20 protein-coding genes are annotated in these 26,653 nt (G+C 59.4%); 10 read left to right on the top strand and 10 right to left on the bottom strand.

The window, feature by feature from the left end; all coding sequences use genetic code 11:
- Nucleotides 1-75 precede the first annotated feature (75 nt).
- The 8 genes from H7698_RS10250 to H7698_RS10215 all read left to right on the top strand — a co-directional run bounded on the left by H7698_RS10250 (nt 76) and on the right by H7698_RS10215 (nt 11,691).
- Entirely contained in the window at nt 76-2,079 is a 2,004-nt protein-coding gene (locus H7698_RS10250; protein ID WP_194691298.1) for a DUF1302 domain-containing protein, read from the top strand.
- Between the two features lie 41 nt (nt 2,080-2,120).
- Nucleotides 2,121-3,479 (top strand): DUF1329 domain-containing protein, encoded by a 1,359-nt coding sequence (locus tag H7698_RS10245; RefSeq protein WP_194691297.1) that lies wholly within the window; start codon nt 2,121-2,123, stop codon nt 3,477-3,479.
- A 278-nt stretch (nt 3,480-3,757) separates the two neighbouring features.
- A complete protein-coding gene (locus H7698_RS10240) occupies nt 3,758-4,846 on the top strand; it encodes a WD40/YVTN/BNR-like repeat-containing protein (protein WP_194691296.1) in 1,089 nt (362 codons plus the stop codon).
- Nucleotides 4,847-4,862: 16 nt separating this feature from the next.
- The gene (locus H7698_RS10235) at nt 4,863-7,373 is read left to right on the top strand and encodes an efflux RND transporter permease subunit (RefSeq protein ID WP_194691295.1); all 2,511 of its coding nucleotides are present in this window, start codon (nt 4,863-4,865) and stop codon (nt 7,371-7,373) included.
- Between the two features lie 7 nt (nt 7,374-7,380).
- Nucleotides 7,381-9,159, top strand: coding sequence for an acyl-CoA dehydrogenase C-terminal domain-containing protein (locus tag H7698_RS10230; RefSeq protein ID WP_194691294.1), 1,779 nt, complete (start codon nt 7,381-7,383; stop codon nt 9,157-9,159).
- Nucleotides 9,160-9,179: 20 nt separating this feature from the next.
- Nucleotides 9,180-10,823 (top strand): fatty acid--CoA ligase, encoded by a 1,644-nt coding sequence (locus H7698_RS10225; RefSeq protein ID WP_194691293.1) that lies wholly within the window; start codon nt 9,180-9,182, stop codon nt 10,821-10,823.
- A 96-nt stretch (nt 10,824-10,919) separates the two neighbouring features.
- Entirely contained in the window at nt 10,920-11,279 is a 360-nt protein-coding gene (locus H7698_RS10220) for a potassium channel family protein (protein ID WP_194691292.1), read from the top strand.
- A gap of 43 nt (nt 11,280-11,322) precedes the next feature.
- Complete coding sequence (locus tag H7698_RS10215; RefSeq protein ID WP_162438225.1) at nt 11,323-11,691, top strand: PH domain-containing protein; 369 nt, start codon at nt 11,323-11,325, stop codon at nt 11,689-11,691.
- A gap of 147 nt (nt 11,692-11,838) precedes the next feature.
- Here H7698_RS10215 and H7698_RS10210 read toward each other — a convergent pair whose 3' ends face one another.
- The 9 genes from H7698_RS10210 to H7698_RS10170 form a co-directional block, all read right to left on the bottom strand.
- Nucleotides 11,839-12,060 (bottom strand): formate dehydrogenase subunit delta, encoded by a 222-nt coding sequence (locus H7698_RS10210; RefSeq protein WP_194691291.1) that lies wholly within the window; start codon nt 12,058-12,060, stop codon nt 11,839-11,841.
- On the bottom strand, nt 12,057-14,939 hold the full coding sequence (gene fdhF, locus H7698_RS10205; RefSeq protein ID WP_194691290.1) for a formate dehydrogenase subunit alpha: 2,883 nt from the start codon (nt 14,937-14,939) through the stop codon (nt 12,057-12,059). Before fdhF ends, H7698_RS10210 begins: the two co-directional genes overlap by 4 nt.
- A complete protein-coding gene (locus tag H7698_RS10200; RefSeq protein WP_194691289.1) occupies nt 14,936-16,492 on the bottom strand; it encodes a formate dehydrogenase beta subunit in 1,557 nt (518 codons plus the stop codon). Before H7698_RS10200 ends, fdhF begins: the two co-directional genes overlap by 4 nt.
- The gene (locus H7698_RS10195; RefSeq protein WP_194691288.1) at nt 16,492-16,968 is read right to left on the bottom strand and encodes a formate dehydrogenase subunit gamma; all 477 of its coding nucleotides are present in this window, start codon (nt 16,966-16,968) and stop codon (nt 16,492-16,494) included. Before H7698_RS10195 ends, H7698_RS10200 begins: the two co-directional genes overlap by 1 nt.
- 537 nt (nt 16,969-17,505) lie before the next feature.
- A complete protein-coding gene (locus H7698_RS10190; protein WP_162438230.1) occupies nt 17,506-17,841 on the bottom strand; it encodes a hypothetical protein in 336 nt (111 codons plus the stop codon).
- A 146-nt stretch (nt 17,842-17,987) separates the two neighbouring features.
- Nucleotides 17,988-18,923, bottom strand: a complete 936-nt coding sequence (locus H7698_RS10185; protein ID WP_194691287.1) for a LysR substrate-binding domain-containing protein — start codon at nt 18,921-18,923, stop codon at nt 17,988-17,990.
- Nucleotides 18,924-19,006: 83 nt separating this feature from the next.
- The gene (locus H7698_RS10180) at nt 19,007-21,016 is read right to left on the bottom strand and encodes a CocE/NonD family hydrolase (protein WP_194691286.1); all 2,010 of its coding nucleotides are present in this window, start codon (nt 21,014-21,016) and stop codon (nt 19,007-19,009) included.
- A gap of 110 nt (nt 21,017-21,126) precedes the next feature.
- A complete protein-coding gene (locus H7698_RS10175) occupies nt 21,127-22,722 on the bottom strand; it encodes a BCCT family transporter (protein ID WP_235992784.1) in 1,596 nt (531 codons plus the stop codon).
- Nucleotides 22,723-23,565: 843 nt separating this feature from the next.
- Nucleotides 23,566-23,871 carry a DUF3077 domain-containing protein gene (locus H7698_RS10170; protein WP_194691285.1) on the bottom strand — a complete coding sequence of 102 codons (306 nt, stop codon included), beginning with the start codon at nt 23,869-23,871 and terminating at the stop codon, nt 23,566-23,568.
- Nucleotides 23,872-23,961: 90 nt separating this feature from the next.
- On the opposite strand from H7698_RS10170, the gene H7698_RS10165 reads away from it, so the two are divergent.
- A complete protein-coding gene (locus H7698_RS10165; RefSeq protein ID WP_194691284.1) occupies nt 23,962-24,276 on the top strand; it encodes a hypothetical protein in 315 nt (104 codons plus the stop codon).
- A 256-nt stretch (nt 24,277-24,532) separates the two neighbouring features.
- Nucleotides 24,533-25,252, top strand: coding sequence for a cyclodeaminase/cyclohydrolase family protein (locus H7698_RS10160; protein ID WP_194691283.1), 720 nt, complete (start codon nt 24,533-24,535; stop codon nt 25,250-25,252).
- A 203-nt stretch (nt 25,253-25,455) separates the two neighbouring features.
- Here H7698_RS10160 and H7698_RS10155 read toward each other — a convergent pair whose 3' ends face one another.
- On the bottom strand, nt 25,456-26,517 hold the full coding sequence (locus H7698_RS10155; protein ID WP_194691282.1) for a hypothetical protein: 1,062 nt from the start codon (nt 26,515-26,517) through the stop codon (nt 25,456-25,458).
- Nucleotides 26,518-26,653: the final 136 nt, after the last annotated feature.

Here is a 26,653-nt window from a genome sequence, read left to right as displayed (position 1 = left end):
CTTAAACGCAAACCCGAAGAGGATTGCGTGAGGGCGGCTGCGCTAAAAACAAATAAAAAAAGGCGGAGACACGCAATGCACAACAACAAGCGTCACGGGTTCACCTCTTCACGCTACACCTTGCTGGCCTCGGCCATTCTTGCTGCTATGGCGCCAATGGCCCATGCGGGCGAGATCGAGACGGGTAACCCGGACTGGAACGTTCGCCTGGATAACACCGTCAAGTACAACTATGGCGTGCGCACGGAAAGCGCCGACAAACGCATGTTGGCCTCCCCGAACAACAACGACGGTGACTACAACTTTCGCAAGGCCGGGACCAACATCACCAACCGTGTCGACTTGTTGACCGAGATGGATGTGGTCTACCAGAACCACATGGGTTTTCGCGTCAGCGCCGCCAGTTGGTATGACAAGGCCTACGAGAACACCGGGTCCAACTCCAACCCGTTCGTCAACGGCAACGGTTCGACCTCTGGCCTGATCGCCAATGACCCGCGCCTGGCAGGTGTGACAAATGACAACGTCGGCACCGGCAGCCCGCACCTGAGCAACTACGCCCGGCGCTACTACAACGGCCCGTCCGGCGAAATCCTCGACGCCTTCGTGTTCTACAGCACTGAAGTGGGCGAAGAGTCGATGCTCAGCGTCAAGGCCGGTCAGCACAACGTGTTCTGGGGCGAGACCATTCTCAACCCGGTGCATTCGATCAGCTACGGGCAATCCGGCCTCGACCTGGCCAAGCTTGCAGCGTCTCCCGGCACCGAAGCCAAGGAGCTGTTCGTCCCGCGCAATCAGTTATCGATGACCTTCACCGTCAACCCCGAGCTGACCGTGGGCGCTCAATACTTCCTAGATTGGGACGCCGCGCGCCTGCCGGAAGCGGGCACCTATTACGGCGGTTCCGACCTTGTCGGTACGGGCGCGCAGTCGTTCCTGCTGGGCAACACCAACGGCGTGGTGCCGGGCAGCCCGCTGGGTTGCGGCCTGGCGCCGTGCAACGGCTTGACCAACGTGCGTCGCGGCCATGACCTGACGCCGGACAAGCGTGGCGACTGGGGCATCATGGCCAAGTGGTCGCCGGTCTGGCTCGATGGCACCCTCGGCGTCTACTACCGCGAAACCTCCGAGATCCTGCCGCAAGCCTGGCTGGATGCCCGCGGCCTGAGTTCGGCCAACCCCAACGGCACTCGTCCGGCTGGGCAAGTGCCGGCGGTGATCAACACCCTCAACTCACTGAACTCCGCCACCTATCAATTGGCCTACGCCGACAACATCAAGATTGTCGGCCTGAGCCTGTCCAAGGACGTGGGTGGCATCAGCGTGGGCTCGGACCTGAACGTGCGCCACAACATGCCGCTGGCCAGTATTCCGGCGATCGTCAGCACCAACAGCCCCTTGGGCCTGGGTCAAGGGCTTGGCTTGTTGCCAGCGCGAACCGCCGCCACCGGCGTGGTCTACGACACCCCGGGAAAAGGCGACAGCATGGCCGCCACCGGCGACACCTTGCACTGGACGGTCAATGGCCTGATGACCATGCCGAAAACCCGGTTGTTCGATTCCGCGACCCTGCTCGGCGAGCTGTACTACAGCAACCTGCTCAAGCTCGATAGCAAGAACGAGGCGCTCTACAAGGGCAAGTCCAGCTATCGCGGGATCGACGCGCCGACCCGGGACAACTGGGGCATCGCGGTCAACTTCACACCCACCTGGTACCAGGTTTTTCCTGGTGTCGACCTCAACGCGCCAATGTCCGTCAACGTCGGTCTTGATGGTGTGTCACCGGTCTCCGGTGGCGGTGCCAAAGACACCGGCAATTACGCGGTCGGCCTCGGCGCCGTTGTGTACAACAAATACTTTGTCGACCTGAAGTACGTGGACTCTTTCGGCAAGACCGACAAGTGCAACGTCAGCGGTGTCAGCACCGGTCCGAACGGTGGCGACGGTTCCACCCCGAACGCCTTTAGCGGCAACGAAAACTACGCCTGTTACGCCGGTGGCTACTCGGCCTTTTCCGGAGGAGGTGCCACGACCGAGGACCGTGGCGCCGTGTACCTGACGATGAAAACCACTTTCTGATTCACCACTGATTTGCTCAATGCAAGCAGGAGAATAACAAGATGAAATTCGCACAAACCGTGTTGGCCGCCTCTCTGGCCATGGTCCTTGCCGCTCAGGCACAGGCCGTCGTTTCAACTCAGGACGCCGCTAAACTGGGCACCAGCCTGACCCTGGTGGGCGCCGAAAAGTCCGGGAACGCTGATGGTTCGATCCCGGCCTACAGCGGTGGCTTGACCACCGCGCCGGCCGGTTTCAAAGCCGGCGACAGCATGCGTCCGGACCCGTTTGCCAACGAAAAACCAGTGCTGGTGATCGATGGCAAAAACGTCGACCAGTACAAGGGACTGCTCAGCGCGACCACGGTGGAATTGGCCAAGCGCTTCCCGACGTTTCGCGTCGATGTGTTCCCGACGCACCGCACCGTCTCGCTGCCCCAGGCCATTCTGGATAACGGCGTGAAGAACGCCAGCGGCGCCAAATCCCTGGAAGGTGGTTTGGCCATCGATAACGTGCTGCCGGGCGTGCCGTTCCCGATTCCACAATCGGGCAACGAAGCGATGTGGAACTTCCTGCTGCGTTATCAAGGCGTCAGCATCAACTCCAAGTACGACTCGTGGAACGTCGATTCCGCTGGCGTACCGAGCCTGGCGATCACCGGGCAGGCGTTCATTTCCTACCCGATCTACGAAAACCTGACGCAGCCGATCAGCAGCGCCGACGTCTACTACCAGATGAAGCTGTCGTACACCGGCCCGGCGCGCCGTGCGGGGGAGGCGATCATGCTCAAGGATGCGGCCAACCCGCTGCAGCAGCCACGCCGCGCCTGGCAGTACTTGCCCGGGCAGCGTCGGGTGAAACTGGCCCCGAACCTGGCCTACGACACGCCGAACCCGGGCACCGCTGGCGCAGGCACTTACGATGACGTGTTCGTGTTCAACGGTGCGCTGGATCGCTACGACTGGAAGCTGGTGGGCAAGCAGGAAATGATCGTGCCCTACAACACCTACAAGCTGACCTACGCCCAGGACCCTAAATCGCTGACCAGCGCCAATCACCTGGCACCGGATTTCGTGCGCTGGGAAAAACACCGCGTCTGGGTCGTCGAAGGCACCCTAAAGGCCGGTGCTCGCCACATCTACGCCAAGCGCCGCTTCTACCTCGACGAAGACAGCTGGACCGCTCTGGCCTCGGATCAATACGACGCCCGTGGTCAGCTTTATCGCGGTTCCTTCGCGTTCCTCAGCCAGAGCTACGACAAGCAGGTGCCGGACTCCACGCCGTTCATGATCTATGACCTGGTGGGCGGTTCGTACAGCATCAATGGCGTCGTCGGCCCGTACGGCGGCATCAAGTACATCGACCCGCTCTCCAAGGCGCAGTGGTCGTCGGAATCCCTGGCCGGCGCCGGTATTCGCTAAGCCAACTGCAAGCTGGCGCTCGCACGATTCACTGTGGCGATCTTCAGATGAGCAGAAATCTGTGGTGAGGGGATTTATCCCCGTTGGGATGCGCAGCAGCCCCAAGACCAGCACACGCGGTGTACTTGATACACCTCGGTAGCAGCATTTGGGGCTGCTTCGCAGCCCAACGGGGATGAATCCCCTCGCCACAGTGAACAGCATTCTGCACGGCGACAGGGTTTGACGTCGGGCACACAGCAGTGTGCCTCGGCGCGGTTTTTTGATGAGGGCGCAGTATGTATTCCAACAAAAAATATTTGCACCTGGCGCTCGGCATCGTGCTCGTCCTGTCGCAGGGCGTCGCCCAGGCGGCCGCTTATGTCGATGTGCTGGACCTGCCTGCCAAGGTCAGCGCCCTGGCGATCAACAGCCCTTTGTCCGGCATGACCCGCGCCGGCGAGCGGGTGATTACTGTGGGCCAGCGTGGCCATATTCTGTTTTCCGATGATGCCGGGCAGCACTGGCAACAGGCGGCAGTGCCCGTCAGTGCTGACCTGACGGCGGTGAATTTCCCCACCACCACCCAGGGCTGGGCGGTGGGCAATGACGGCGTGGTGTTGCACAGCGGCGATGCCGGTGCGACCTGGGCCAAACAGCTGGACGGCCGTCAGATCGGCGACCTGCTGGTCAACCATTATTCCGCGTTGGCCGCTGCCGAACCGGGCAACGAGCAATGGCCGTTGCTGGTCGCCGAGGGCCAGCGGATGGTCGAGCAGGGCGCGGACAAACCGCTGCTCGATGTCTGGTTCGCCAACGACAAAACCGGCTACGTGGTCGGCGTCTTCAATCTGATCCTGCGCACCGACGACGGCGGCCAGACCTGGACGCCGTTCCAGGACCGCACCGACAACCCGCAGGGTTTCCACCTCAACGCCATCGCCTCCACGGGGGACGCGTTGTACATCGCCGGCGAGCAGGGCCTGTTGCTGAAATGGGACGACAGCGCCCAGCGTTTCAACGCTGTGCCGACGCCGTATCAGGGCAGCTTCTTCGGCGTGCTCGGCAAGCCCGGCGAAGTGCTGGTCTACGGCCTGCGCGGCAACGTTTTGCGCAGCACCGACGGCGGCCAGCGCTGGACCGCCCTCAACACCGGTTTGCACGTCAGCATCACCGCCGGGCTGATCGATGCCCGTGGCCACTACCGCCTGTTCACCCAGGGCGGGCAGATGCTGGTCAGCCAGGGCACCGGTGCGCAATTGCAGCTAGTGCGCAAGCCCGCACGCACACCAGTTTCCGGTGCCGCTCAGTCCGCCGATGGCGCACTGGTACTCGCCGGCAGCCGTGGCGCCCTGACGCTGGCCGCCGACCCAGCCCTCGAACCCTAAGAGCGAGAACCCAGACATGGGCACTATCAAACAAGACGCCATGCCGGTGATCCGCGACCTGCGCGATTTCGACCAGCACTCTGGCAACCTCCTCGAACGGCTGGTGTTCAACTTCCGGCCGCTGTTCATGCTGCTGATGGCGATCGCTACCGTGGTGTTCGGCTTCATGGCGGTGACGCGTCTGGAGCTGCGGCCCAGCTTCGAAAAAATGATCCCGCAGAGCCAACCGTACATCCAGAATTTCCTCGAAAACCGTGCGTCGTTGCGCGGCCTGGGCAACTCGGTGCGCGTGGTGGTGGAGAACACCCAGGGCGATATTTTCGACCCGGCGTATCTCGACGTGCTCAAGCAGGTCAACGACCAGCTGTTCCTCACCGAAGGCGTCGACCGCGCCTGGATGAAATCGCTGTGGAGCCCGGCGGTGCGCTGGACCGAAGTCACCGAGGAGGGGTTTCAGGGTGGCCCGGTGATGCCCGACACCTACTCCGGGCAGCCTGAACAGATCGAACAACTGCGCCAGAACATCTCCCGCGCTGGCCTCGTCGGCGGCCTGGTGGCCAGTGATTTCAAATCCACCATGTTGATCGTGCCGTTGCTGGACAAGGCCGCGGCCGGTGGCCAGCCCATCAACTACCACGCGTTTTCGCAGATGCTCGAAGAGCAATTGCGCGACAAGATCGAATTCGCCGGCGACAGCGCCGCGCGCAAATCCGGCGTCGAGGGCAAGGGTCAGTACAAGGTGCGAGTGATCGGCTTCGCCAAACTCATGGGCGACCTGATCGACGGCCTGATCCAGGTGATGATGTTTTTCGGCCTGGCGGTGATCACCTCGCTGGCGATCATTTATGCCTACACCCGCTGCGTACGCAGCACCTTGCTGGTGGTCGGCTGCTCATTGATCGCGGTGGTGTGGCAGCTGGGCATCGTCGCCTGGCTGGGTTACGCCATCGATCCGTACTCGGTGCTGGTGCCGTTTCTGATCTTCGCCATCGGTGTGTCCCACGCGGCGCAGAAGATGAACGGGATCATGCAGGACATCGCCCGCGGTACGCACAAGCTGATCGCGGCGCGCTACACCTTCCGCCGTTTGTTCATCGCGGGCGTAACGGCGTTGCTGGCGGATGCAGTGGGGTTCGCGGTGCTGATGCTGATCGACATTCCGGTGATCCAGGACCTGGCGATCACCGCCAGCATTGGCGTTGCAGTCTTGATCTTCACTTCGCTGTTGCTGATGCCGGTGGCGCTGTCCTACGTCGGTGTTGGCGCCAAGGCCGCCGAGCGCGCGCTGAAAATCGACACCCGCGCCGAACACCACAAAGGCTTCGGCAAACTCTGGGATGCGCTCGACCGCTTCACCACGCGAAAGTGGGCCACGGGCGCGGTGCTGGTCGCGGTGCTGATGGGCATTGGCGGTTTCATGGTCAGCCTGAACCTGAAAATCGGCGACCTCGAAAGCGGCGCACCGGAGCTGCGCGCCGACTCGCGCTACAACCGCGACAACGCCTACATCACCCAGCATTACGCGCTCTCGAGCGACATGTTCGCGGTGATGATCAAGACCGCACCGGAAGGCTGCCTGAACTACAAAACCCTGGTGCTCGCCGACCGCCTGGCCTGGGAGCTGCAACAGTACCCCGGCGTGCAAGCCACGGTTTCGCTGGTCAACGCCGTGCGGCAGATTACCGCTGGCACTTATGAGGGCAACCCCAAGCTCAACAGCATCCAGCGCAACCAGGACGTATTGAATTACGCCGCGCAGCAAGCCTCGGTGAACTCGCCGGAGCTGTTCAACAGCAACTGCTCGCTGATGCCGGTGATCACTTTTCTCAAGGATCACAAGGCTGAAACTTTGGATGCCGTGGTGGCGATTGCCGACAAGTTTGCCAAGGAAAACAGCACCGACGATCGTCAGTTCCTGCTGGCCGCAGGTACGGCGGGCATCGAAGCAGCGACCAACATTGTCGTGCGCGAAGCCAATCGCACCATGCTGCTGTACGTCTACGCGGCGGTGACGCTGTTCTGCCTGATCACCTTCCGCAGCTGGCGCGCCACGCTGGTCGCGCTGTTGCCGCTGGTGCTGACGTCGATCCTCTGCGAAGCGCTGATGGTCGCCATGGGTATTGGCGTAAAAGTTGCGACCTTGCCGGTAATCGCCCTCGGGGTGGGCATCGGCGTGGACTACGCGCTGTACCTGCTCAGCGTGCAATTGCACTTCCAGCGCCAGGGGTTGCCGTTGTCCCAGGCGTACCGCAATGCCGTGTCGTTCACCGGTCGGGTCGTCGGTCTGGTGGGCATCACCCTCGCAGCGGGCGTGGTGTGCTGGGTCTGGTCGCCGATCAAGTTCCAGGCCGACATGGGCATCCTGCTGACCTTCATGTTCCTGTGGAACATGCTCGGCGCGCTGATCCTGATTCCGGCTTTGTCGTACTTCCTGCTGCGTGAACGGGTGCCGCAAAACGTGCCTGCCGACGGCATCGAATCCACTGAACGTCGCGGCATGCCTCTTGCCGTGACCACTTCCGAGTAAGCCAACAATGTCTGACTACAAAGCTCCCCTGCGCGACATGCGCTTCGTCCTGAACGAGGTTTTCCAGGTGTCCCGGCTCTGGGCCAAGCTGCCTGGCCTGGCCGACGTGATCGACGAAGAAACCGCCGCCGCGATTCTTGAAGAGGCCGGCAAGATCAGCGGCGAAGTGATCGCGCCATTGAACCGCGCCAGTGACGAACAGGGCTGCACCTGGAACAACGGTGCGGTGAGTGCTCCGGACGGTTTTGCCGAGGCTTATCGGGCTTTCGCCGAGGGTGGCTGGGTCGGTGTTGGCGGTGATCCGCAGTTCGGTGGCATGGGCATGCCCAAGGCGATTTCGGCGCAGGTCGAAGAGATGGTCAACTCGGCCAGCCTGTCGTTCGGCCTGTACCCGATGCTGACGGCCGGCGCCTGCCTGTCGCTGAATGCCCACGCCAGTGAAGCGCTGAAAACCAAGTACCTGCCGAACATGTACGCCGGTATCTGGACCGGTTCGATGTGCCTGACCGAGGCCCATGCGGGCACCGATCTGGGCCTGATTCGCACCAAGGCCGAGCCTCAGGCCGATGGCAGCTACAAGGTCAGCGGCAGCAAGATTTTCATCACCGGCGGCGAGCATGACCTGACGGAAAACATCATCCATCTGGTGCTCGCGCGTCTTCCCGATGCGCCAGCAGGACCCAAGGGCATCTCGCTGTTTCTGGTGCCCAAGGTGCTGGTCAATGACGACGGTTCGCTCGGTGAACACAATGCCCTGTCCTGCGGCTCCATTGAACACAAGATGGGCATCAAGGCTTCTGCCACCTGCGTGATGAACTTCGACGAGGCCACCGGCTGGATCGTCGACGCGCCGAACAAAGGTTTGGCGGCAATGTTCACCATGATGAATTACGAGCGCCTGGGCGTCGGCATTCAGGGCCTGGCCCAGGGCGAGCGTTCGTACCAGAACGCCGTCGAATATGCCCGTGATCGTCTGCAAAGCCGAGCACCCACCGGCGCACAAAACAAGGACAAGCCAGCGGACCCGATCATCGTGCACCCCGATGTGCGCCGCATGTTGCTGACCATGAAAGCCCTGAACGAAGGCGGTCGCGCGTTCTCCAGCTACGTGGCGCTGCAACTGGACATCGCCAAGTTCAGCGACGACGCGACGGCCCGTCACCGCGCGCAGGAACTGGTCTCGCTGCTGACACCGGTGGCCAAGGCGTTCCTCACCGACATGGGCCTGGAAACCACGGTGCTCGGCCAGCAGGTGTTTGGCGGCCACGGCTACATTCGTGAGTGGGGCCAGGAGCAACTGGTGCGCGACGTACGCATTACGCAGATTTACGAAGGCACCAACGGCATCCAGTCCCTTGACCTGGCCGGGCGCAAGATCGTCGGCAGCGGCGGGGCGCTTTACCGTTTGTTCGCCTCGGAAATCCGCGACTTTACCGCCAAGGCCTGCGCCGACCTTGGCGAGTTCACCCAGCCGTTGAACGCCGCCGTGGATACCCTCGATGAACTGACCGAGTGGCTGCTGGACCGCGCGCAGAACAACCCGAATGAAATCGGCGCGGCCTCCGTCGAGTACCTGCACGTGTTCGGCTATACCGCCTACGCCTACCTGTGGGCGCGGATGGCCAAGGCGGCCATGAGCACCCATTCCAAAGATGATTTCTACGCCAGCAAACTGGCCACTGCGCGCTTCTACTTCGCTCGCTTGCTGCCGCGCATTCATTCGTTAAGTGCCTCGGCCAAGGCCGGCAGCGAATGCCTGTATGCCTTGCAAGCCGAGCAATTCTGAAAGGACAAGGAACCCTGTTCATGATGGCGACAAAAATAATTCCGCCCGCCGAAGGCGCCTATGCCTATCCGTTGCTGATCAAGCAATTGCTGTTGTCCGGCGTACGCTACGAGCCGGGTCGGGAAATCGTCTACGCCGACAAACTGCGCTACAGCTACCAGACCCTCAATCAGCGTATTCGGCGTTTGGCCAATGCGCTGACCGCTGCCGGGGTCAAGGCCGGGGACACCGTGGCTTTGCTCGACTGGGACAGTCATCGCTACCTGGAATGTTTTTTCGCCGTGCCAATGATTGGCGCGGTACTGCACACGGTGAACATTCGTCTGTCGCCGGAGCAGGTGCTCTACACCATGAACCACGCCGAGGATGACCTGGTGCTGGTGCATGATGATTTCCTGCCGCTGGTTGAGCAGATTCAGGGGCGGCTGACCACGGTTAAGGGCTTCATGCGGCTGACTGACGATGCGCCCGTGGATACCTGTCTGCCGATGGTGGGCGAGTACGAAAGCGCGCTGGAGAAAGCATCCGACCAGTACGCGTTTCCTGACTTCGATGAGAACTCGGTGGCGACGCTGTTCTACACCACCGGCACCACGGGCGACCCGAAAGGCGTGTATTTCACCCACCGCCAACTGGTGCTGCATACCCTGAATGCCGTCGGCACCCTGGGCGTCTATCAAGGCCAGCCGTTGCTGCGGTCCGACGATGTGTACATGCCCATCACGCCGATGTTTCACGTGCATGCGTGGGGCGTGCCGTATGTCGCCACGCTCATGGGGATCAAGCAGGTGTATCCCGGTCGTTATGAGCCCAACAGCTTAGTCCGGCTTTATCGCGAGGAGAAAGTCACCTTTTCTCACTGCGTGCCGACCATTTTGCAGATGATCCTTAATTGTGAAGAAGGCAAGGCGACTCGTTTCGACGGCTGGAAAATGCTCCTGGGCGGCAGCGCGCTGACCCTCGGTATCGCCAACGAAGCGAGCGCCAAAGGCATGGTGGTGCATGCCGGCTATGGCATGTCGGAAACCTGCCCGTTGTTGTGCCTGACCTATTTGCGCGATGAAGACCTGGCGCTCCCTGGCGAAGCTCAACTGCCCATCCGTATCAAGACCGGCACGCCGGTGCCGATGGTTGACCTGAAAATCATCGACGCCAACGGTGACGACGTCGCCCATGACGGTGAGTCCCTCGGGGAAATCGTGGTGCGCGCACCGTGGCTGACCCAGGGCTATTTGAAGGATAAAGAGAAGGGTGCCGAACTCTGGCACAACGGCTGGCTGCACACCGGTGACATGGCGTCCATTGACGCGTTGGGTTGCGTGGAAATCAAAGACAGGATCAAAGACGTGATCAAGACCGGCGGCGAGTGGATCAGCTCTCTGGAGCTGGAAAGCCTGATCAGCGAGCATCCGGCCGTGATGTCGGTCGCGGTGGTGGGCATCGTCGATGAGCAATGGGGCGAACGGCCCATGGCGATGGTGGTGTGCGAACCGGGGCAATACCTTGATCGCAAGCTGCTGGAAGTCCACCTGCAAGCCTTTGTCGACGGCGGGCGCATCAACAAATGGGCCATCCCCAAGCAGTTCAAGTTCGTGGCGGAAATTCCCAAGACCAGCGTCGGCAAGATCAACAAGAAGCTGATTCGCGAGAGCGAGTCGGGCTGACGGAAACAGCTGCCGGGTCAATTTATGGGCCCGGCCGTCAATTTTCCAAACTTGTGCCAAGCTGATGGAGTACTGAAAACCCAGGACGACCCGCCCATGAACTTCACCCAAGCATCGCAAATGCGTCGAGAGTTCTACAAAGCCGTCTGGCTCTACTTCCATGTGGTCTGGCCGATTATTTCCATGCTTCTTGTGATGATCGTGCTGTTCGGCTTGATCATCAGCTACCTGGAAGGATGGGGCCCGTTCGATGGCATTTACTTTGGTTTCGTCACGGGCTTGACCATCGGGTATGGGGAGCTGGTGCCGAAACTGGCCATCTCGCGGGTGCTGGCGATTTTGCTGGGGTTTAACGGCATCCTGATGACGGCGATTTTTGCGGCGGTGTGCATTCGGGGGATAGAAATTGCGGTGCGGGTGACGGGGGCGGATCGACTGGAGGAGCCCAAAGGTTGAGTGGCATGGTTAGATACCAGTTTTGAACAACAGGGAACGAGCCATGATCGACTTCAACAACAAGGGTTTCTTCAAGCTCAAGCAGAACGACGAATACGCCGAACGCGTCACGGCCTTGCTGCTGGACGGGGAGACGGTTATCGACTCCTACAAATCCATGCGCGATGGCGTGGTGTTTACCAACAAACGGATCATCGCGGTCAACGTCCAGGGTTTGACCGGCAGCAAAAAAGACTTCACCTCGTTGCCGTACAAAAACATAGTGGCGTATTCGGTGGAAACCTCAGGCACCTTCGACCTGGACTCCGAGCTGGAAATCTATTTCTCGTCGTTGGGCAAAGTGAAGTTTGAATTCACCGGTAGGACCTCGATGGTTGAAGTGTCGAAACTGATTTCCCAGCATTTGTTGTGAATTGATTGCCCTTGTGAACGCCACGGCCCCCTGTAGGAGTGAGCCTGCTCGCGATGGCGGTGGGTCAGGCGATGATGATGTTGGCTGAACGGACGCCATCGCTGGCAAGCCAGCTCCCACAGGGTTTCACTGTTTTTTGGACGGTGTTTATGGCCCCCAACCTGCGCCACTGACCGCTTCTTGCGCCAGTGGGTGCATGTCTGCCCCGTGGTGCTCTGTTTGCCAGGCCAGCAATTCCTTGCGCATGCCCGGCGTCCAGAACATTTGCAGATGATTGCGCACGCCGAGTACGGCCGCGTGCTGGTCCGGTTCGCTGGCGAAGTACTGGGCGATCTGGTTGACCATCTTGATCAGGTTGTCCGTGCTCATCGGCGTACCTCCGCTTTTGCGCCACGTGCCTGACGGCGATCCTTAAGCAGGCGGGCCTGTTCTTCGCTGAAGGCTTGAAAGCGTTTTTGCCACTCGGAAGGGTGGTACACGCGGCTGACTTCCACGGCGGTGACCTTGTATTCCGGGCAGTTGGTCGCCCAGTCGGAGTTGTCGGTGGTGATGACGTTGGCCCCCGATTCCGGGAAGTGGAAGGTGGTGTACACCACACCCGGCGCGACCCGTTCAGTGACCCGCGCCCGCAACACGGTCTGCCCGGCGCGGCTGCCGATACCGACCCAGTCACCTTCATTGATGCCACGGCTCTCGGCATCGGTCGGGTGGATTTCCAGACGGTCTTCGTCATGCCAGGCGACGTTGTCGGTGCGCCGTGTCTGGGCGCCGACGTTGTACTGGCTGAGGATGCGCCCGGTGGTCAGCAGCAACGGATAACGGCCGTTGACCTTCTCCTCGGTGGGCACATACCCGGTGAGCATGAAGCGCCCCTTGCCGCGCACGAACTGCTCGATGTGCATGGTCGGCGTGCCGTCCGGTGCCGCGGCGTTGCACGGCCATTGCAAGCTGCCGTGACGGTCCAGTTCGGCGTAGCTGACGTTGGTGAACGTCGGCGTCAGGCTGGCGATTTCATCCATGATGTCCGACGGATGCGCGTAGTTCATCGGATAGCCCAAGGCGTTGGCCAACGCCACGGTGCCTTCCCAGTCGGCCTTGCCGCCCAGCGGTTCCATGACCTTGCGCACTCGCGAGATGCGTCGCTCGGCGTTGGTGAAGGTGCCGTCCTTTTCCAGGAACGAACAGCCCGGCAGGAACACGTGGGCGAACTTGGCGGTTTCGTTGAGGAAAATGTCCTGCACCACGATGCATTCCATCGCCGACAGCGCTGCCGTCACGTGCTGTGTATTCGGATCACTCTGGGCGATGTCTTCACCCTGGCAATACAAGCCCTTGAACGTGCCGCCCAGCGCAGCCTCAAACATGTTGGGAATGCGCAGGCCCGGGTCAGGTTGCAGCGTGACGTTCCACGCCTGTTCAAACTCCGCGCGTACCACCTCGTTGGAGATGTGCCGGTAACCGGGCAACTCGTGGGGGAACGAGCCCATGTCGCAGGAGCCCTGAACGTTGTTCTGCCCCCGCAGCGGGTTCACGCCCACGCCTTCACGACCGATGTTGCCGGTGGCCATCGCCAGGTTGGCAATGCCCATGACCGCAGTGCTGCCCTGGCTGTGTTCGGTGACGCCGAGGCCGTAGTAGATCGCCGCGTTGCCGGCGCTGGCAAACAGGCGGGCGGCGGCGCGGATGTCGGCAGGCGCCACGCCGCAAATCTCGCCAAGGACTTCAGGCGAGTTTTCAGCGCGGCTGACGAACTCGCTCCAGCGAGCAAAATCGCTACCCTCGCAACGGGCGTCGATAAAGGCTTGGTCGAGCAAACCTTCGGTGACGATCACATGGGCCAGGGCGTTGAGCATGGCCACGTTAGTGCCCGGACGCAGGGCCAGGTGCAGCTCGGCGCGGGCATGCACCGAGTCCACCAGATCGATGCGCCGCGGGTCGATCACGATCAGCCGTGCGCCTTCACGCAAACGGCGTTTGAGTTGCGATGCGAACACCGGGTGGGCATCGCTGGGGTTGGCGCCCATCACCAGGATCACGTCGGCTTTCATCACCGAGTCGAAACTCTGCGTGCCGGCGGACTCGCCCAGGGTTTGCTTCAGGCCGTAGCCGGTCGGCGAGTGGCAGACCCGCGCACAGGTGTCGACGTTGTTATTGCCGAACGCCGCGCGAACCAGTTTCTGCACCAGGTAGGTTTCTTCGTTGGTGCAGCGACTGGAGGTGATACCACCAATGGAATCGCGGCCGTATTTCTGCTGCAACCGACGGAATTCGCTGGCCGCGTAAGTCACTGCTTCCTCCCAGCTGACTTCCTGCCACGGGTCGCTGATGTGCTGGCGGATCATCGGTTTGGTGATGCGATCCGGGTGAGTGGCGTAGCCCCAGGCGAAGCGCCCTTTAACGCAAGAGTGGCCGTGGTTGGCCTGGCCGTTTTTATCCGGAACCATGCGCACCAGCTTGTCGCCTTTCATCTCGGCACGGAACGAGCAGCCCACGCCGCAATAGGCACAGGTGGTGATCACGCTGCGTTCGGGTTGACCCAGTTCGACCACGCTTTTTTCCATCAGGGTCGCGGTCGGGCAGGCTTGCACACAGGCGCCGCAGGACACGCATTCGGAGTCGAGGAAGTTGTCACCCCCAGCGGCGGCCACCCGGGATTCAAAACCGCGCCCGGTGATGGTCAGCGCAAAGGTGCCCTGGGTTTCTTCGCAAGCGCGTACGCAGCGGTTGCAGACGATGCACTTGCTCGGGTCGAAATCGAAATAGGGGTTGGAGGTGTCCTTGACGTCGGCGAGATGGTTGTCGCCTTCGTAGCCGTAACGCACTTCCCTCAGGCCGACTTGACCGGCCACTGTTTGCAATTCGCAGTTGCCGTTGGCCGAGCAGGTCAGGCAGTCCAGCGGGTGATCGGAGATGTACAACTCCATGACGTTGCGCCGCAGGGTTGCGAGCTTCGGCGTCTGGGTGTGCACGCTCATGCCTTCGGTGACCGGCGTGGTGCATGAGGCCGGATAGCCGCGCATGCCGTCGATTTCCACCAGGCACATGCGGCAGGAACCGAAGGCTTCCAGGCTGTCGGTGGCACAGAGTTTCGGAATGGTGGTGCCCAGCAGTGCAGCGGCGCGCATTACCGAGGTGCCTTCGGGCACGCTGATGCTGCGACCGTCGATGTTCAGGGTGATTTGCACCTGGCTGTCGCGGGCAGGCGTGCCCAGATCGATGTCGGTTTTCGGGTCGAAGAGAGTGATCATTGCTCGGCCTCCGAAGGCTGCAGACCGAAGTCGGCGGGGAAGTACTTGAGAGCGCTGGCCACCGGAAACGGGGCCATGCCGCCCAACGCACAGAGCGAACCGTATTGCATCGTGTCGCACAGGTCCTTGAGGATGATGGCCTGCGCATCGCGTCCGTTCTGGTCCGGTGCGGCCAGCAGGCGGTCGATCACCTCCACGCCACGGGTCGACCCGATTCGGCAGGGCGTGCATTTGCCGCAGGATTCCTCGGCGCAGAACTGCATCGCAAAACGCGCCATTTGGGACATGTCCAGCGTGTCGTCCGCCACCACCACACCACCGTGGCCGAGCATCGCGCCCATGGCTGCGAAGGCTTCGTAATCCAGCGGCGTATCGAACTGCGACGGCGGCACCCACGTTCCGAGCGGACCGCCCACTTGCACAGCCTTCAATGGTCGGCCACTGGCGGTACCCCCGCCGTAGCCTTCCACCAGTTCGCGCAGTGTCAGGCCAAATGCCCGTTCCACCAGACCTCCGTGACGAACATTGCCCGCCAACTGGAAAGGCATGGTGCCCAGGGAACGGCCCATGCCGTAATCACGATAAAACTGCGCGCCCTTGGCCAGAATCAGCGGCACCGAAGCCAGGGTCAGCACGTTGTGCACCAGGGTCGGCAGGCCGAACAAACCTTTCAAGGCGGGGATGGGCGGCTTGGCGCGAACGATCCCGCGCTTGCCTTCGAGGGAGTCCAGCAGCGCGGTTTCCTCACCGCAGATGTAGGCACCGGCACCGACGCGCACCTCCATGTCGAAGGCCTGACCGCTGCCGCCGACATTCGCGCCCAGGTAGCCGGCGGAACGGGCGATGTTCAGCGCTGCACGTAACGTGGCCACGGCGTCTGGGTATTCCGAGCGCACATAGATGTAGCCATAAGTGGCGCCGACGCAAAGACCGGCAATGGCCATGCCTTCGATCAGCAGGAAAGGGTCGCCTTCCATCAGCATACGGTCGGCAAAGGAGCCGGAATCGCCTTCGTCGGCGTTGCACACGATGTACTTTTGCACAGCCTCGGTAGCGCGCACCGTGCGCCATTTGATCCCGGCGGGAAACGCTGCGCCGCCACGGCCACGCAGGCCTGAATCGAACACTTCAGTCGCAGTGTGCTCGCCGCCTATTTTGACGGCCCTGTGCAAACCCTCGAATCCACCGTGGGCCCGGTAATTGTCCAGGGACAGCGGCCGAGTGATGCCGGCGCGGGCGAACAGCAGGCGTTGTTGCGTCTTCAGATACGGTAATTCTTCCACCAGACCCAAGGCCAGCGGGTGCGCGGATGGCTCGCCTTGCAGCGCGTCGAGCACGGACGGCACATCGGCAGCGGTCAGTGGGCCGAAACCGATCCGGCCTTGCGGGCTGTCCACTTCCAGCAGCGGTTCCAGCCAGTACAAGCCGCGAGAACTGGTGCGCTGCAACTCCAGCGGCAGATTGCGTTCCTGGGCCTGGGTAATCAGAGCGACGGACACTTCATCAGCGCCCACGGCACGGGCGAGCGAATCAGCAGGCAAATAAAGAGGCATCACGCGTCCTCCCGGCAAGCGTCGAGCAAGGCATCCAGACGCTCGGCACTGAGTCGCGCATGCACCTGGCCATCCAGCTCCAGGGCAGGCGAACAAGCGCAGGCGCCGAGGCAATACACCGGACGCAAACTGATGCTGCCGTCGGCGCTGCTGCCGTGGTCATCGAGCTGCAGACGATCGCGCAACTGCGCCGCCAGCTGCTCGGCGCCGCGACTCTTGCACGACTCGGCGCGGCACAGACGCAGGATATGCCGCGCTGGCGGCGCAGTACGGAAATCATGGTAGAAGCTGATCACGCCACGAATCTCGGCCTGACTCTGGTTCAGGGCGTGGGCAATCTCGGGGACGGCGGCGTCGGGGATGTAGCCGATGCGTTCCTGAATATCATGAAGAATGGGCAACAGCGCACCCGGGGAGCCCTTATGGCGCTCCAGCAGACTGTTGACCACTGGCAGGTGCAGCATCTCATCAGGCATTCAGCAATCCTCACGGTCACGGACGAACCAGAAGGTCGTCGGTCGTCCGAAAGTGTCGGCTGCGGCATTCACACCACGTCACGGTATCGTGGATTTTCAGGCCGTTGGCCAGGGCACCCTGAACGGGCATCTTGTTGTGCCCGGTGCGGTCTTTGCCGCACCTCTACTGGGCATAAAGAGCAGCTTGCCACGCGGCTATTGATCGAACGGCACCAAAGCGACGTGTTCGGTTCTGCCTACGACTCTCCATTGAGTCTAGATGACTGCCGCAACAGGCGTTCACTCACCGGCCTGATTCCCTCAGGGCCGGTCGATGGCTCATGTATAGCAAGCATTGTGGGTAGGAAACAGCGTCAGATCCGTGGGTATTTCGAGGAGCAGATGCATTGAGCCACGCCACAAAACCCCTGTGGGAGCCAGCCTGCTGGCGATAGCGCCAGCCCAGCCCTGCTGCAAACTTATCCAGATGAGTCCACCTTCCCAAACGCCAGAAACACAAAAGCCCGGCGAACCGGGCTTTCTCGAGCCGAACGCCGCTTAGTTAGCCGTTTTCAGCTTGATCACATCGCCGGAGACGGTGGTGGTGTAGCCGTTCAGGACCCAGGCCCAGAACCACTTTTCCTGCACTTGAGTATTGATCAGTGCATCGCCACCCTTGGCCTGGATTGCAGCATCCTGCGCGCGAACAAAACGGGAGTTCTGACGAATCGGGATCAGACCGAACAGCATCAGGCCTGTAGCGCTGGCCTCACTGTGGCCAACGACGGTGTACTGATTGCTTTCGTAATGCGGGGACTTCATAGCGGTACCGGTGCAGCCCGCAAGAACCAAACCACATACTGCAGAAGCGATGATTTTACCGAAGGACTTCAAGGTGTTACTCCATGGAAAAGCGCCCGGATCCAATTACCGGGGAGCGGCACTTTACCGGAAGAGCTCGCGCTTTAGGCATTTTCGACACCTATGCCCCCTCTTGTTAGCGCTGACGTCTATTGATCGTGATGACCCAAGGCGAAACATCAGGGGTTTGTTTTCAAAGCGTCGGCATGCGTCAGTAACCAGTGCTGGAAACTGCGAACGGCAGGCAGCGGGTTGCGGTGGTGCGGTTGCATCAGGTACAGGCGGCCACGGCTGCGCATGCTGTGGGGTAATGCCATCTGCAGGCGGCCCGACGCCAGCTCGCCTTCAAGCAGGCTTTTCCAGCCCAGGGAAACCCCTTGGCCCATGACCGCCGACTGCATCAGCAATTGGTAGCTGTTGGTGCGCAAGGCGTGCCTCGGGCTGTGGTAGCTGGCGCCGGCGTCGGAGAACCAGTCGGCCCAGGTCAGCCAGTCGTGGTAATGGTCTTCCACGATCAGCAGGGTGTGGTCTTCGAGCAGATGCGCCGCGTCTCGAATCTCGCCTCGGCGCTGCAAATACCCGGGGCTGCAGACGGCGATCACTTCCTCTGTTTCAAACACCGGTGACAGCTCCAGACCATGGGGCGCGGGCAATTCGTCGAGGTGATAGAACAAGCCCAGGTCGTATTCGCTGACGTCCAGGTGGCTCGGGCTTTCGCTGCACAGAATGCGGATGTCCAGGTCCGGGTGCTGGCTCTGGAAGTGCGGCAACAGCGCTGCCAGCCAGATCGAACTGATGGTCGGTGTGCTCGCCAGGGTGAGTTGCCGATCCGCGCCACGGCGGCGCAGTTCGGCGGATTCGCGATCCAGCTCGCGCAACAGGCGCTGGATGGTGCGGAAGTAACGCTCACCGGCCGGCGTCAGGCTGATGCCCAGCGTCAGACGGTGGAACAGCGGGCGCGCCAGGTCTTCTTCCAGACGCTTGATCTGTCGGCTGACCGCGCTTTGGGTCAGGTTCAACTCGTGGGCCGCCTGGGTAAAACTCAAATGACGGGCGGCGGCCTCAAAGGTCTGCAGACAGTTGAGCGGTGGGAGATCGACGTTTCGGCGCGACATGAAGTATCCACTGGCAAGAGGTAACCCCAGCGAACTGGGGTCGACCGGTAATCAGATTCCGGAGCATCCTGCCATTCCCGGCCTCACAGTGCGACCCGGGCGACGCGTTTGCTCCACTGGCGGTGATGCACCTGCTCGCCGTTCTCCCGTGCCACCTGCTCGGCCTCCACGTAGAACCATTGATCATCCGCGCGCAAATGCAGGCTGCTGTCGACCTCTACGGACCACTGATCGCGCCCGACGCGGTACTGCCACTGAATATCGGCACGGGTCGACATCGGGTCCCACGGCAAGGTGCAGTATTCCTCGGTGCACCGCTGATCGACCCACAAGCCATGGTCGAGAAAGCGCACCGCCCCCAAATCGTCTTCGATGCGCACGCACACTTCACCGCTGCTGACGTCTTCGATCAAGGTGCGCTTGGGCGCGGCGGCGCGCAGGACGTCCAAAGCTGCCGGTGGCGCACTTTGCGGTGCTTCGAACGGGCATTCCACTGCCTCACCGGTGAATACCGGCAACTGCACGCTTTGCAGCCCGGGCAACAAGGTCAGGGTGGTCAGTTCGCGGCTCGGCCACAGCAGCGGAAAGCTGGCGGTACTGAGTGCGAGGCGCAAACGATAACCGGTCGGCAGGCGTACACCCACCTGATCCAGGCTCAAGTTCACGTCCATTGGCTCGCCCGGCACAGGCGGCGTCAGCTGGGCGAAGTCGTCGCGCAGGTTGAGGTTCAGCACGCCATAGGTGAGCTGGCTGACCTGGCCATCCGGCGCGACGGCGTTGAGTCGGGCGACCAGTTGTCCACAGGCGGTGTCGCTGCTCAGGCGCAACTTCAGGCGCACATCCCCCAGCAACGCCAACGGCTCGGTCAGCGGTTGTGAGTCGAAGCACAGGGACTGCGCATCGTCGCGGCGCTGATCGGTCGGGCCATCGGGGCCGAACCATATCGCGCAGTACTCGCCCTGATGCAGCCCGGTGGTCAGCGGCGAGCAGATGCTGCGTGAAGCGCTCAACGACTGTTGGCCCTGGCCCAAACCTTGATCATCGAGGCTGAAGTCCGTCCATTGAACCTGCGGATCAGGCCAGCCGGTGGTCTGCACCCAGATGCCCGGACGCTCGGCGTAACTGCCCTTGGGAGGCAGTACGTCTTGCAGATAAAACGTGCACGCGGCCTCGTCCATCACGCCATTGTCGATACCCTTGAGCCAGTGATCCCACCAGCGCTTGGCTTCCTGCAGGAAACCGATGGCCGGGTTGGGCACGGCAAAGTGCGGGTACTTGTGAATCCACGGCCCGATCATGGCTTTTTTTGGGCACTCAAGATTTTCCATAAGGCGTGGCACGGCATTCTTGTACGCATCGCCCCAACCGCCCACGGCGTAGACCGCCGCCTTGATCGCCGAATAGTCCTCACACACTGAACCATGGCGCCAGTAGTCGTCGCGCGTCTGGTGTTGCAGCCAGGTCTCGGCCAGCAACGGCATGGCGTCCAGACGCTCCTGCCACAGTCCTTTCCAGCTATCGCCCACCAGCAATGGATCAGGCACCGCTGCGCTGAAGTTGAGCATGGTCGCCGCCCAGCCGAAGTTCTCCATCAGCAGGTTGCCACCCTTGTAATGGATGTCATCGGCATAACGGTCATCGGTGGAGCACAACGTGATGATCGCCTTCAGGGCTTCAGGTTGACGCGCCGCCACCTGCAAGCCGTTGAAGCCGCCCCACGAGATGCCCATCATGCCGACGTTGCCGTCGCACCAGGATTGCTGGCACAGCCACTCGATCACTTCCAGCGCGTCATTCTGTTCCTGGAGCAAGTACTCGTCGGCCATCAGGCCTTGAGACTCGCCGTTGCCGCGCATGTCCACACGAATGCACACGTAACCCTGACCGGCCATCCACGGGTGGGTCAGCGCATCACGCACGGCCGTGCCGTCACGCTTGCGATAAGGCAAGTACTCGAGGATCGCCGGGAACGCCTGCTCACCCGCCGTATCGGGCAGCCAGATGCGCGCCGCCAGTTGAGTGCCATCGCGCAACGGGATCAGGCAATGCTCGATTTCACGAACCCTGTGGGCAAACTCGGTGATGATGTCCATCGGAGACTCCAAAGCAATATTCAAGATTTTGATCGCGAGCCAATGCCTCGCCCAAACATCGGGGAGGCAGGCGCTTGCTGAAACGGGAAGGGGTCAGGCCAGAGGCGGTTTTATCGCGAGAGCTCCGGCGTTGGGGTGACGCCGACGGGCATCTCCCGGGCTCGGGTGGCCTGGCTGACAGGGACGGTTTTTACGTCCAGCAGCGCCGGATTCTTCAGCCAGTAAATCAGCGAGGTGCTGGCCAGCAGCACCAGAATCATTCCCGGCAGCCCACCCAAGTTGGACAGCATCTTCACCCCGTCGATGCCGACGAAGGCCACCATCACCCACGACACCGTCCCGATGATCACGCCCCACACCACTTTGAGCATCGGGTTACCGTCCAGATCCGAATCCGCGGTGACGCCCTTGCTGCACAGGTTAGAGATCACGTCGGTGCTGGAGTCCGCTGCCGTGACGAAAGAAATGAACGCGATGAACAACAGGAAGGCGACCATCAGGCCACTGGCCGGCAACTGCTGGAACATCTGGTACAGCACATGCTCGACGCCTTGCTCGTTAAGCACACGGTTCAAACTGCCGTCGCCCAGCGCGTCGAAGTACAGGCTGCAACCGGAGAAAATGCAGATCCACAGCGCGGTGAACAGCGCCGGGTAGAGCATGTTGATATGGATGAACTCGCGGACGGTGTAGCCACGACCGATCTTGCCGAGAAACAAGGCACTGACCGGGGCCCAGGCGAACCAGACCGACCAGTAGAAAATCGTCCAGCTTTGCGGCCAGCTGTCACCACTCGCGGCGCCGGTGAAGAGGCTGCGGCTGAAAAAGGTGTCCAGGTAAACACCCAGGGACTCGACGCCCAGGCTGATCATGAACAGCGTCGGGCCGCAGAGCAGCACGAACAACCCCAGCGCCAGCATGATCCAGGTATTGAATGACGACAGCATCACGATGCCGCGCTGCAATCCGCTGGCGGCCGAGGCGACGAAGGTGATGACGATCACGCCAATGATGATCGCCAGGCGCAGCGGCGTGGTCTCACCGCCGATGTACTGGCTCAAGCCGCCGGCCAGGGTCAACGCACCGGTGCCCAGAGAGGACGCCATACCCGCAACCAGTGCAAACATCGCCAGGGTGTCGATCAGTCCCGCATAGCGCTTGACCCGTGCGGCACCCAGCAACGGTTGCAGCATGGAGCCAATAGAGAAGTTGGCGCGCAGGTTGTAGAACACCAGCGCGAACACCAGCGAAGGCACCAGATAAATCGCGTAAGGGGTGATGGTCCAGTGCAGGAACATCGTCGACATCGCAAAGGTCTTCGCCGCCGCCGAACCCGCCTCGATTGCCATGCTAGAAGGTGGGGAATACAGGTGATACAGCGGCTCGGCCGTGGTCCAGAACAGCACACCGACGGCAAGCGTGGTGCACAGCGCGACCATGAACCAGCGCCACTTGCTCAACAACGGCTGGGCCTGCTCGCCACCGATGCGCACCTTGCCCAATGGCGAGAAGTATACGATTGCCGTGAGGACCACCATCGCGAAAGAGCCCGCGCTGAACAGCCAGGAGAAATTCCTGAGGATCATCGTATTGAGCTGTTTGCTCACCGCGAGGAACGCATTCAGGTCGACATAGCTGGCAATCACCGCTGCCAGCAAGATCAGAAACGTTGGCCAAAAAACCAACGGCCGCAATGGATACTTCATATCGTGCGATTCCCCAGACTGATTATTCTTATCGCCTTTAAAGGCATTTTTAGGCGCGAACCGGGCAGGGTGTTGCTGCGGGTGGTTCGCTTTGCGTCTTCGCTGGGGCTTAGATAACCGTTTATTCGATAGCGGGTGCAATCGATGAATGGGTATGGGGGTATTCCCGGAAGTCATGGGGTAGCGGGGTTAGGTCATGGGGGATGGCGTGCGGTTCAAATGTCATATCGCTCGGACAGGGAGATCAAGCGTTGTGAGTTTTGGATGCTGCTACATCCATGTTATCCACAGGCGAAAAAAAGGCCCTGCAATGCAAGGCCTTTCTAGATTTGGGCAGGCGACTCGAACCCCCACTAGTTCAGAAAAACGGGATCGAGGTAAAGGGGCGCGAATAGTTATCAGCTTCAAACCGAAAGCCATTCACCCAAATCCGAACACTCAAATAGCCCCGAAAAATCTCAAGGCCGACCCCTGACGCCAGCCCCCACAAACAACCCCTGTAGGAGCCAGCCTGCTGGCGATAGCGCCCACCCAAACAACAAAAATACCAAAGCTGAACCAAAAACCCACTCACATCAAACAGCCCAACAATGCCCGCCAACCCACCACAATTCCTGTGGGAGCCAGCCTGCTGGCGATAGCGCCAGCTCAAACAACAAAAATACCAAAGCTGAACCTAAAACCCACTCACATCAAACAGCCCAACAATGCCCGCCAACCCACCACAATTCCTGTGGGAGCCGGGCTTGCCCGCGATGACGCCAGCCCAGCCAACATCAATGCTGAATCAACTACCACCATCCCAGGTACCCCACCCCACACAGGCCTCAGCGCAACTAAGTGTCAGCCGTCACCCTCTGTCCGCTTAGAGGCCGGCCCGCAAGCCTGATCCCGCTCCAGCACCTTCCGCACATCATCAACCACCGCCATACCCATCGCCGTCAGGTAATGCGCAGCACACGCGTGGTAATTCGTGTCGCTTGGGTACGCCGCATCCTTGGTGAGTGCTTTCGCGAGGAAGAGGAAATCGGACGCCATTATTAATGCATCGCCGAGGGGGACGTTGCAGGTGACGTGGAAGAGGGCTTGATCGCCGCAGTAGATGGCCGGGGTGAGGCCGATGGTTGTTAGCTTTGGTTGGTCGGTCATTGGGCATCTCCGGGGATGGAGAGGCAATGGGGGAGGGCGTTACGCGATTGGGAATTGCGTAAAGGGGGAAGCCAAACTTCGTACGGTTTGATGCTGCGCATTATCCAACTCCTTGATATGGGAGCTGCCACGTTCGTTTCCACACGAATGGGTGACAGCTGTGCGCAGGGTGGAAAACCGGTAATCAAGGAAACCGGCACGCCCGAAGACGTCCCACGCACAGCCGCCATAACTCACGCTGCTGGCATAAAAATAGCGCCGGCAAACGTGATTGGGGCGCTGTTGCGCCTTGATTTACGCGGGTTTCCACACCCGGTCGCTGAATTTGCAGCGACGGTGGGAGGTTATCGTGCGGGCGTATATCCTGCAACCTTGCCCAAAAAATATCCGAGAAGCGAAATGTGACCCTCCTCATTTGCAGTAGACGGAAGGATGGCAAAATAGTAGCTTCGCGCCACCGCTCGCGTCTATTTACTAGATCGATAGATGTGCATGGGATTTAAGGTCGAAGTGGGAACGCTGTCGCAGATGTATTAGCAAGGACTTGGGGCTAGCCAAGAGGTTAGGAAGTTTTGTGTTTCGCTAAATTCCTGTACGAATTTTAAAAAGTTGCTTATTGAATTTAGTGTTTTCAGTTAGTGGTGTAGTCCAAGGGCGGATTATGAAACAAGAGTATATTGAAGTGCCTGTAGGGGGCTTTGAGCTTCTAGAAAGGCCTGCAGGTCAGTTATTAAATGACTTTGGTAGCGGGAAAGCATCGCCTGGTTCAGGCAGTGCGGCCGCACTTCTTAGCATACTTGCCGCTAAGATGGTGGTGACGGTGTGCAGCATAAGCTTGAGAAAAGATGATTGTATCAATGCACATAAAACTTTTGAGTTTATTTCAAGTAAAGTAATTTCTGATATAGAGCCGAGACTTAGGTTTTTATTTGAGCAGGATGCAAAGGATTTTGAGAGGGTAGTCGCGTTGCGAGTGCAACGAGACAAGTCTACGGATGTAAATGAAAAAGCGCAGTGTTCTAGAGACTCCTTCGATTTATTGCAAACGGCAACAGACTATACGTTTGAAGTCGCAGAGTTGTCGCTTGAATTGATGGGGTTTGGTGTCGCTATGTTTGATCATGGATGGCATGCTGTTCGGGGAGATGCTGGGGTATCTATCAGTGCGGCAATGTCAGGTGTTATGTCTTCGATCTTTATTATTAATCTTAATTTGAAAACCTTACGGCGTAGGAAGTACGCTTCTGAGAATTTAAAGCGCTGCGAACGAATACAGAAACAGCTCGAAGAATTGCAAATGAAAGCATTTTCTTGTGTTGCTCTTAGCAGCGCTGAATCGCTAAAGTCGATTCAGTTGGAACTGGTTGCCGGTGACGTATAATGGGTAGGGGAGATATTGGGTGAGTCGAAAGTGGAACTCCCTATGTCTCCAATGTCAACTTTATACACTCCTAAATTTCTCGTTGGATTCTCGCCTACTGAAAGGGGGCAGATTTATTGGCGGAGAATATAAATCTGCCAGCTTCTTTGTGAGCTTGTTCTGCATTTATTTTTTGCGTCGTCGCGTCGTCGCGTAGTTTTTGGTTAAATATTTTTATAATACCAGAGGATTACATTTTCTAAATTTTCAATATGGTGGGAGATGTTTTCAGGTGTGTGATTTGCTAATTCGTGCGCAATCGAATTCCTGGCTTTGTAGGCTTTAGTTAGACCGGTATAAATAGAATTCGGGAGGGTGTAGCCGTATGATGAAATTAATATCTTGGCACGATTTCTAAATGTATGGCTTGTTATTTTTGATTTTGTGCCTTGAATATCTCCCCGTTCTAAGTGTAAGACGATCTCAAAAAATGCTGTTTCAACTGCAGAAATAGCTGCTACTAGAGCGATTTCATGAAAGCCGTCAGCGCTTAATAATTTTGATTTGTATAAAGATCTTAATGGTTGCCTGCAATCCCACGAGCTTGGGGCATTAGCCCAAGAGCCCAATTGATCTCCTGGGTCATATAGATTTTTATTGAGATATGAAAATTTATCGCCAAACTGTATTGGTGAGGCAAGCAAAATACGATGAATCTCTTTGCTCTGATGATGGATCCAAATGAAAACTGCATCTTTAAGTTGTCGCTGTCCGAATGGCCAGCCTGAAAAACGTGGGCCAGTGATATCATTTATCGCCTGAATATATTTGGTTATGAGCTTGCCTCTAAGTTTGTCATCATGCAGTCCATGAAATATTCTAGAGTCATTGTCTGCCCATTCAGTGCCTGCATAGGCGCTGAGGTCTTCTGCTGGTAAACTATATTTTGTATTGCGGTCATAGACGGTGATTCCTGGCAGCCAACTCCAGAAATTCATGGGGTCGGTTTTTAGAGATTTTCTTTTAACGGCATTAACGCCCCAGCTGTTATATGGGTCGTGAGTGCGAGATAAGTAAAAGTCAGACGGTTGGAACTTAAGGTTGGGGGATAAGACCCCGTTTCCGTCAATAATAGTAAATGGGGAAATGTGAAATGACATTCCAATGTAATAGTCTCCACCAGCTTTGCTAAGCCAGTTTTCAGGGGCGTTTTCTGGGATGTCTAGTTCAGCGCTCCATAATTTTGTAGGCGTTTGCCAAATACCATTTTCTGAGTTCCAAGCCACTGAGTTATTCTCTCTATTAATGGGGGTAGAGCTATATATTGGTTTTGCTATTAATATATAAATAGAATGCAATCATATTGGAACGGTAAATCATGCCGCAAATTAAATCACGTCGCAAAAATTGATTTTATTGAGA

This window comes from Pseudomonas sp. p50(2008), assembly GCF_015351605.1.
Taxonomy (GTDB): domain Bacteria; phylum Pseudomonadota; class Gammaproteobacteria; order Pseudomonadales; family Pseudomonadaceae; genus Aquipseudomonas.
This window is presented reverse-complemented; position numbering and strand designations above follow the sequence as displayed.

What these genes read in the sequence shown, in the direction of transcription:
- H7698_RS10165 (WP_194691284.1), top strand. Translation starts at nt 23,962, where the DNA reads ATGCTGCGCATTATCCAACTCCTTGATATGGGAGCTGCCACGTTCGTT.
- H7698_RS10160 (WP_194691283.1), top strand. Translation starts at nt 24,533, where the DNA reads ATGAAACAAGAGTATATTGAAGTGCCTGTAGGGGGCTTTGAGCTTCTA.
- H7698_RS10230 (WP_194691294.1), top strand. Translation starts at nt 7,381, where the DNA reads ATGTCTGACTACAAAGCTCCCCTGCGCGACATGCGCTTCGTCCTGAAC.
- H7698_RS10170 (WP_194691285.1), bottom strand. Translation starts at nt 23,871, where the DNA reads ATGACCGACCAACCAAAGCTAACAACCATCGGCCTCACCCCGGCCATC.
- H7698_RS10195 (WP_194691288.1), bottom strand. Translation starts at nt 16,968, where the DNA reads ATGCCTGATGAGATGCTGCACCTGCCAGTGGTCAACAGTCTGCTGGAG.
- H7698_RS10175 (WP_235992784.1), bottom strand. Translation starts at nt 22,722, where the DNA reads ATGAAGTATCCATTGCGGCCGTTGGTTTTTTGGCCAACGTTTCTGATC.
- H7698_RS10215 (WP_162438225.1), top strand. Translation starts at nt 11,323, where the DNA reads ATGATCGACTTCAACAACAAGGGTTTCTTCAAGCTCAAGCAGAACGAC.
- H7698_RS10245 (WP_194691297.1), top strand. Translation starts at nt 2,121, where the DNA reads ATGAAATTCGCACAAACCGTGTTGGCCGCCTCTCTGGCCATGGTCCTT.
- H7698_RS10200 (WP_194691289.1), bottom strand. Translation starts at nt 16,492, where the DNA reads ATGCCTCTTTATTTGCCTGCTGATTCGCTCGCCCGTGCCGTGGGCGCT.
- H7698_RS10210 (WP_194691291.1), bottom strand. Translation starts at nt 12,060, where the DNA reads ATGAGCACGGACAACCTGATCAAGATGGTCAACCAGATCGCCCAGTAC.
- H7698_RS10185 (WP_194691287.1), bottom strand. Translation starts at nt 18,923, where the DNA reads ATGTCGCGCCGAAACGTCGATCTCCCACCGCTCAACTGTCTGCAGACC.
- H7698_RS10220 (WP_194691292.1), top strand. Translation starts at nt 10,920, where the DNA reads ATGAACTTCACCCAAGCATCGCAAATGCGTCGAGAGTTCTACAAAGCC.
- H7698_RS10235 (WP_194691295.1), top strand. Translation starts at nt 4,863, where the DNA reads ATGGGCACTATCAAACAAGACGCCATGCCGGTGATCCGCGACCTGCGC.
- fdhF (WP_194691290.1), bottom strand. Translation starts at nt 14,939, where the DNA reads ATGATCACTCTCTTCGACCCGAAAACCGACATCGATCTGGGCACGCCT.
- H7698_RS10250 (WP_194691298.1), top strand. Translation starts at nt 76, where the DNA reads ATGCACAACAACAAGCGTCACGGGTTCACCTCTTCACGCTACACCTTG.
- H7698_RS10225 (WP_194691293.1), top strand. Translation starts at nt 9,180, where the DNA reads ATGATGGCGACAAAAATAATTCCGCCCGCCGAAGGCGCCTATGCCTAT.
- H7698_RS10180 (WP_194691286.1), bottom strand. Translation starts at nt 21,016, where the DNA reads ATGGACATCATCACCGAGTTTGCCCACAGGGTTCGTGAAATCGAGCAT.
- H7698_RS10240 (WP_194691296.1), top strand. Translation starts at nt 3,758, where the DNA reads ATGTATTCCAACAAAAAATATTTGCACCTGGCGCTCGGCATCGTGCTC.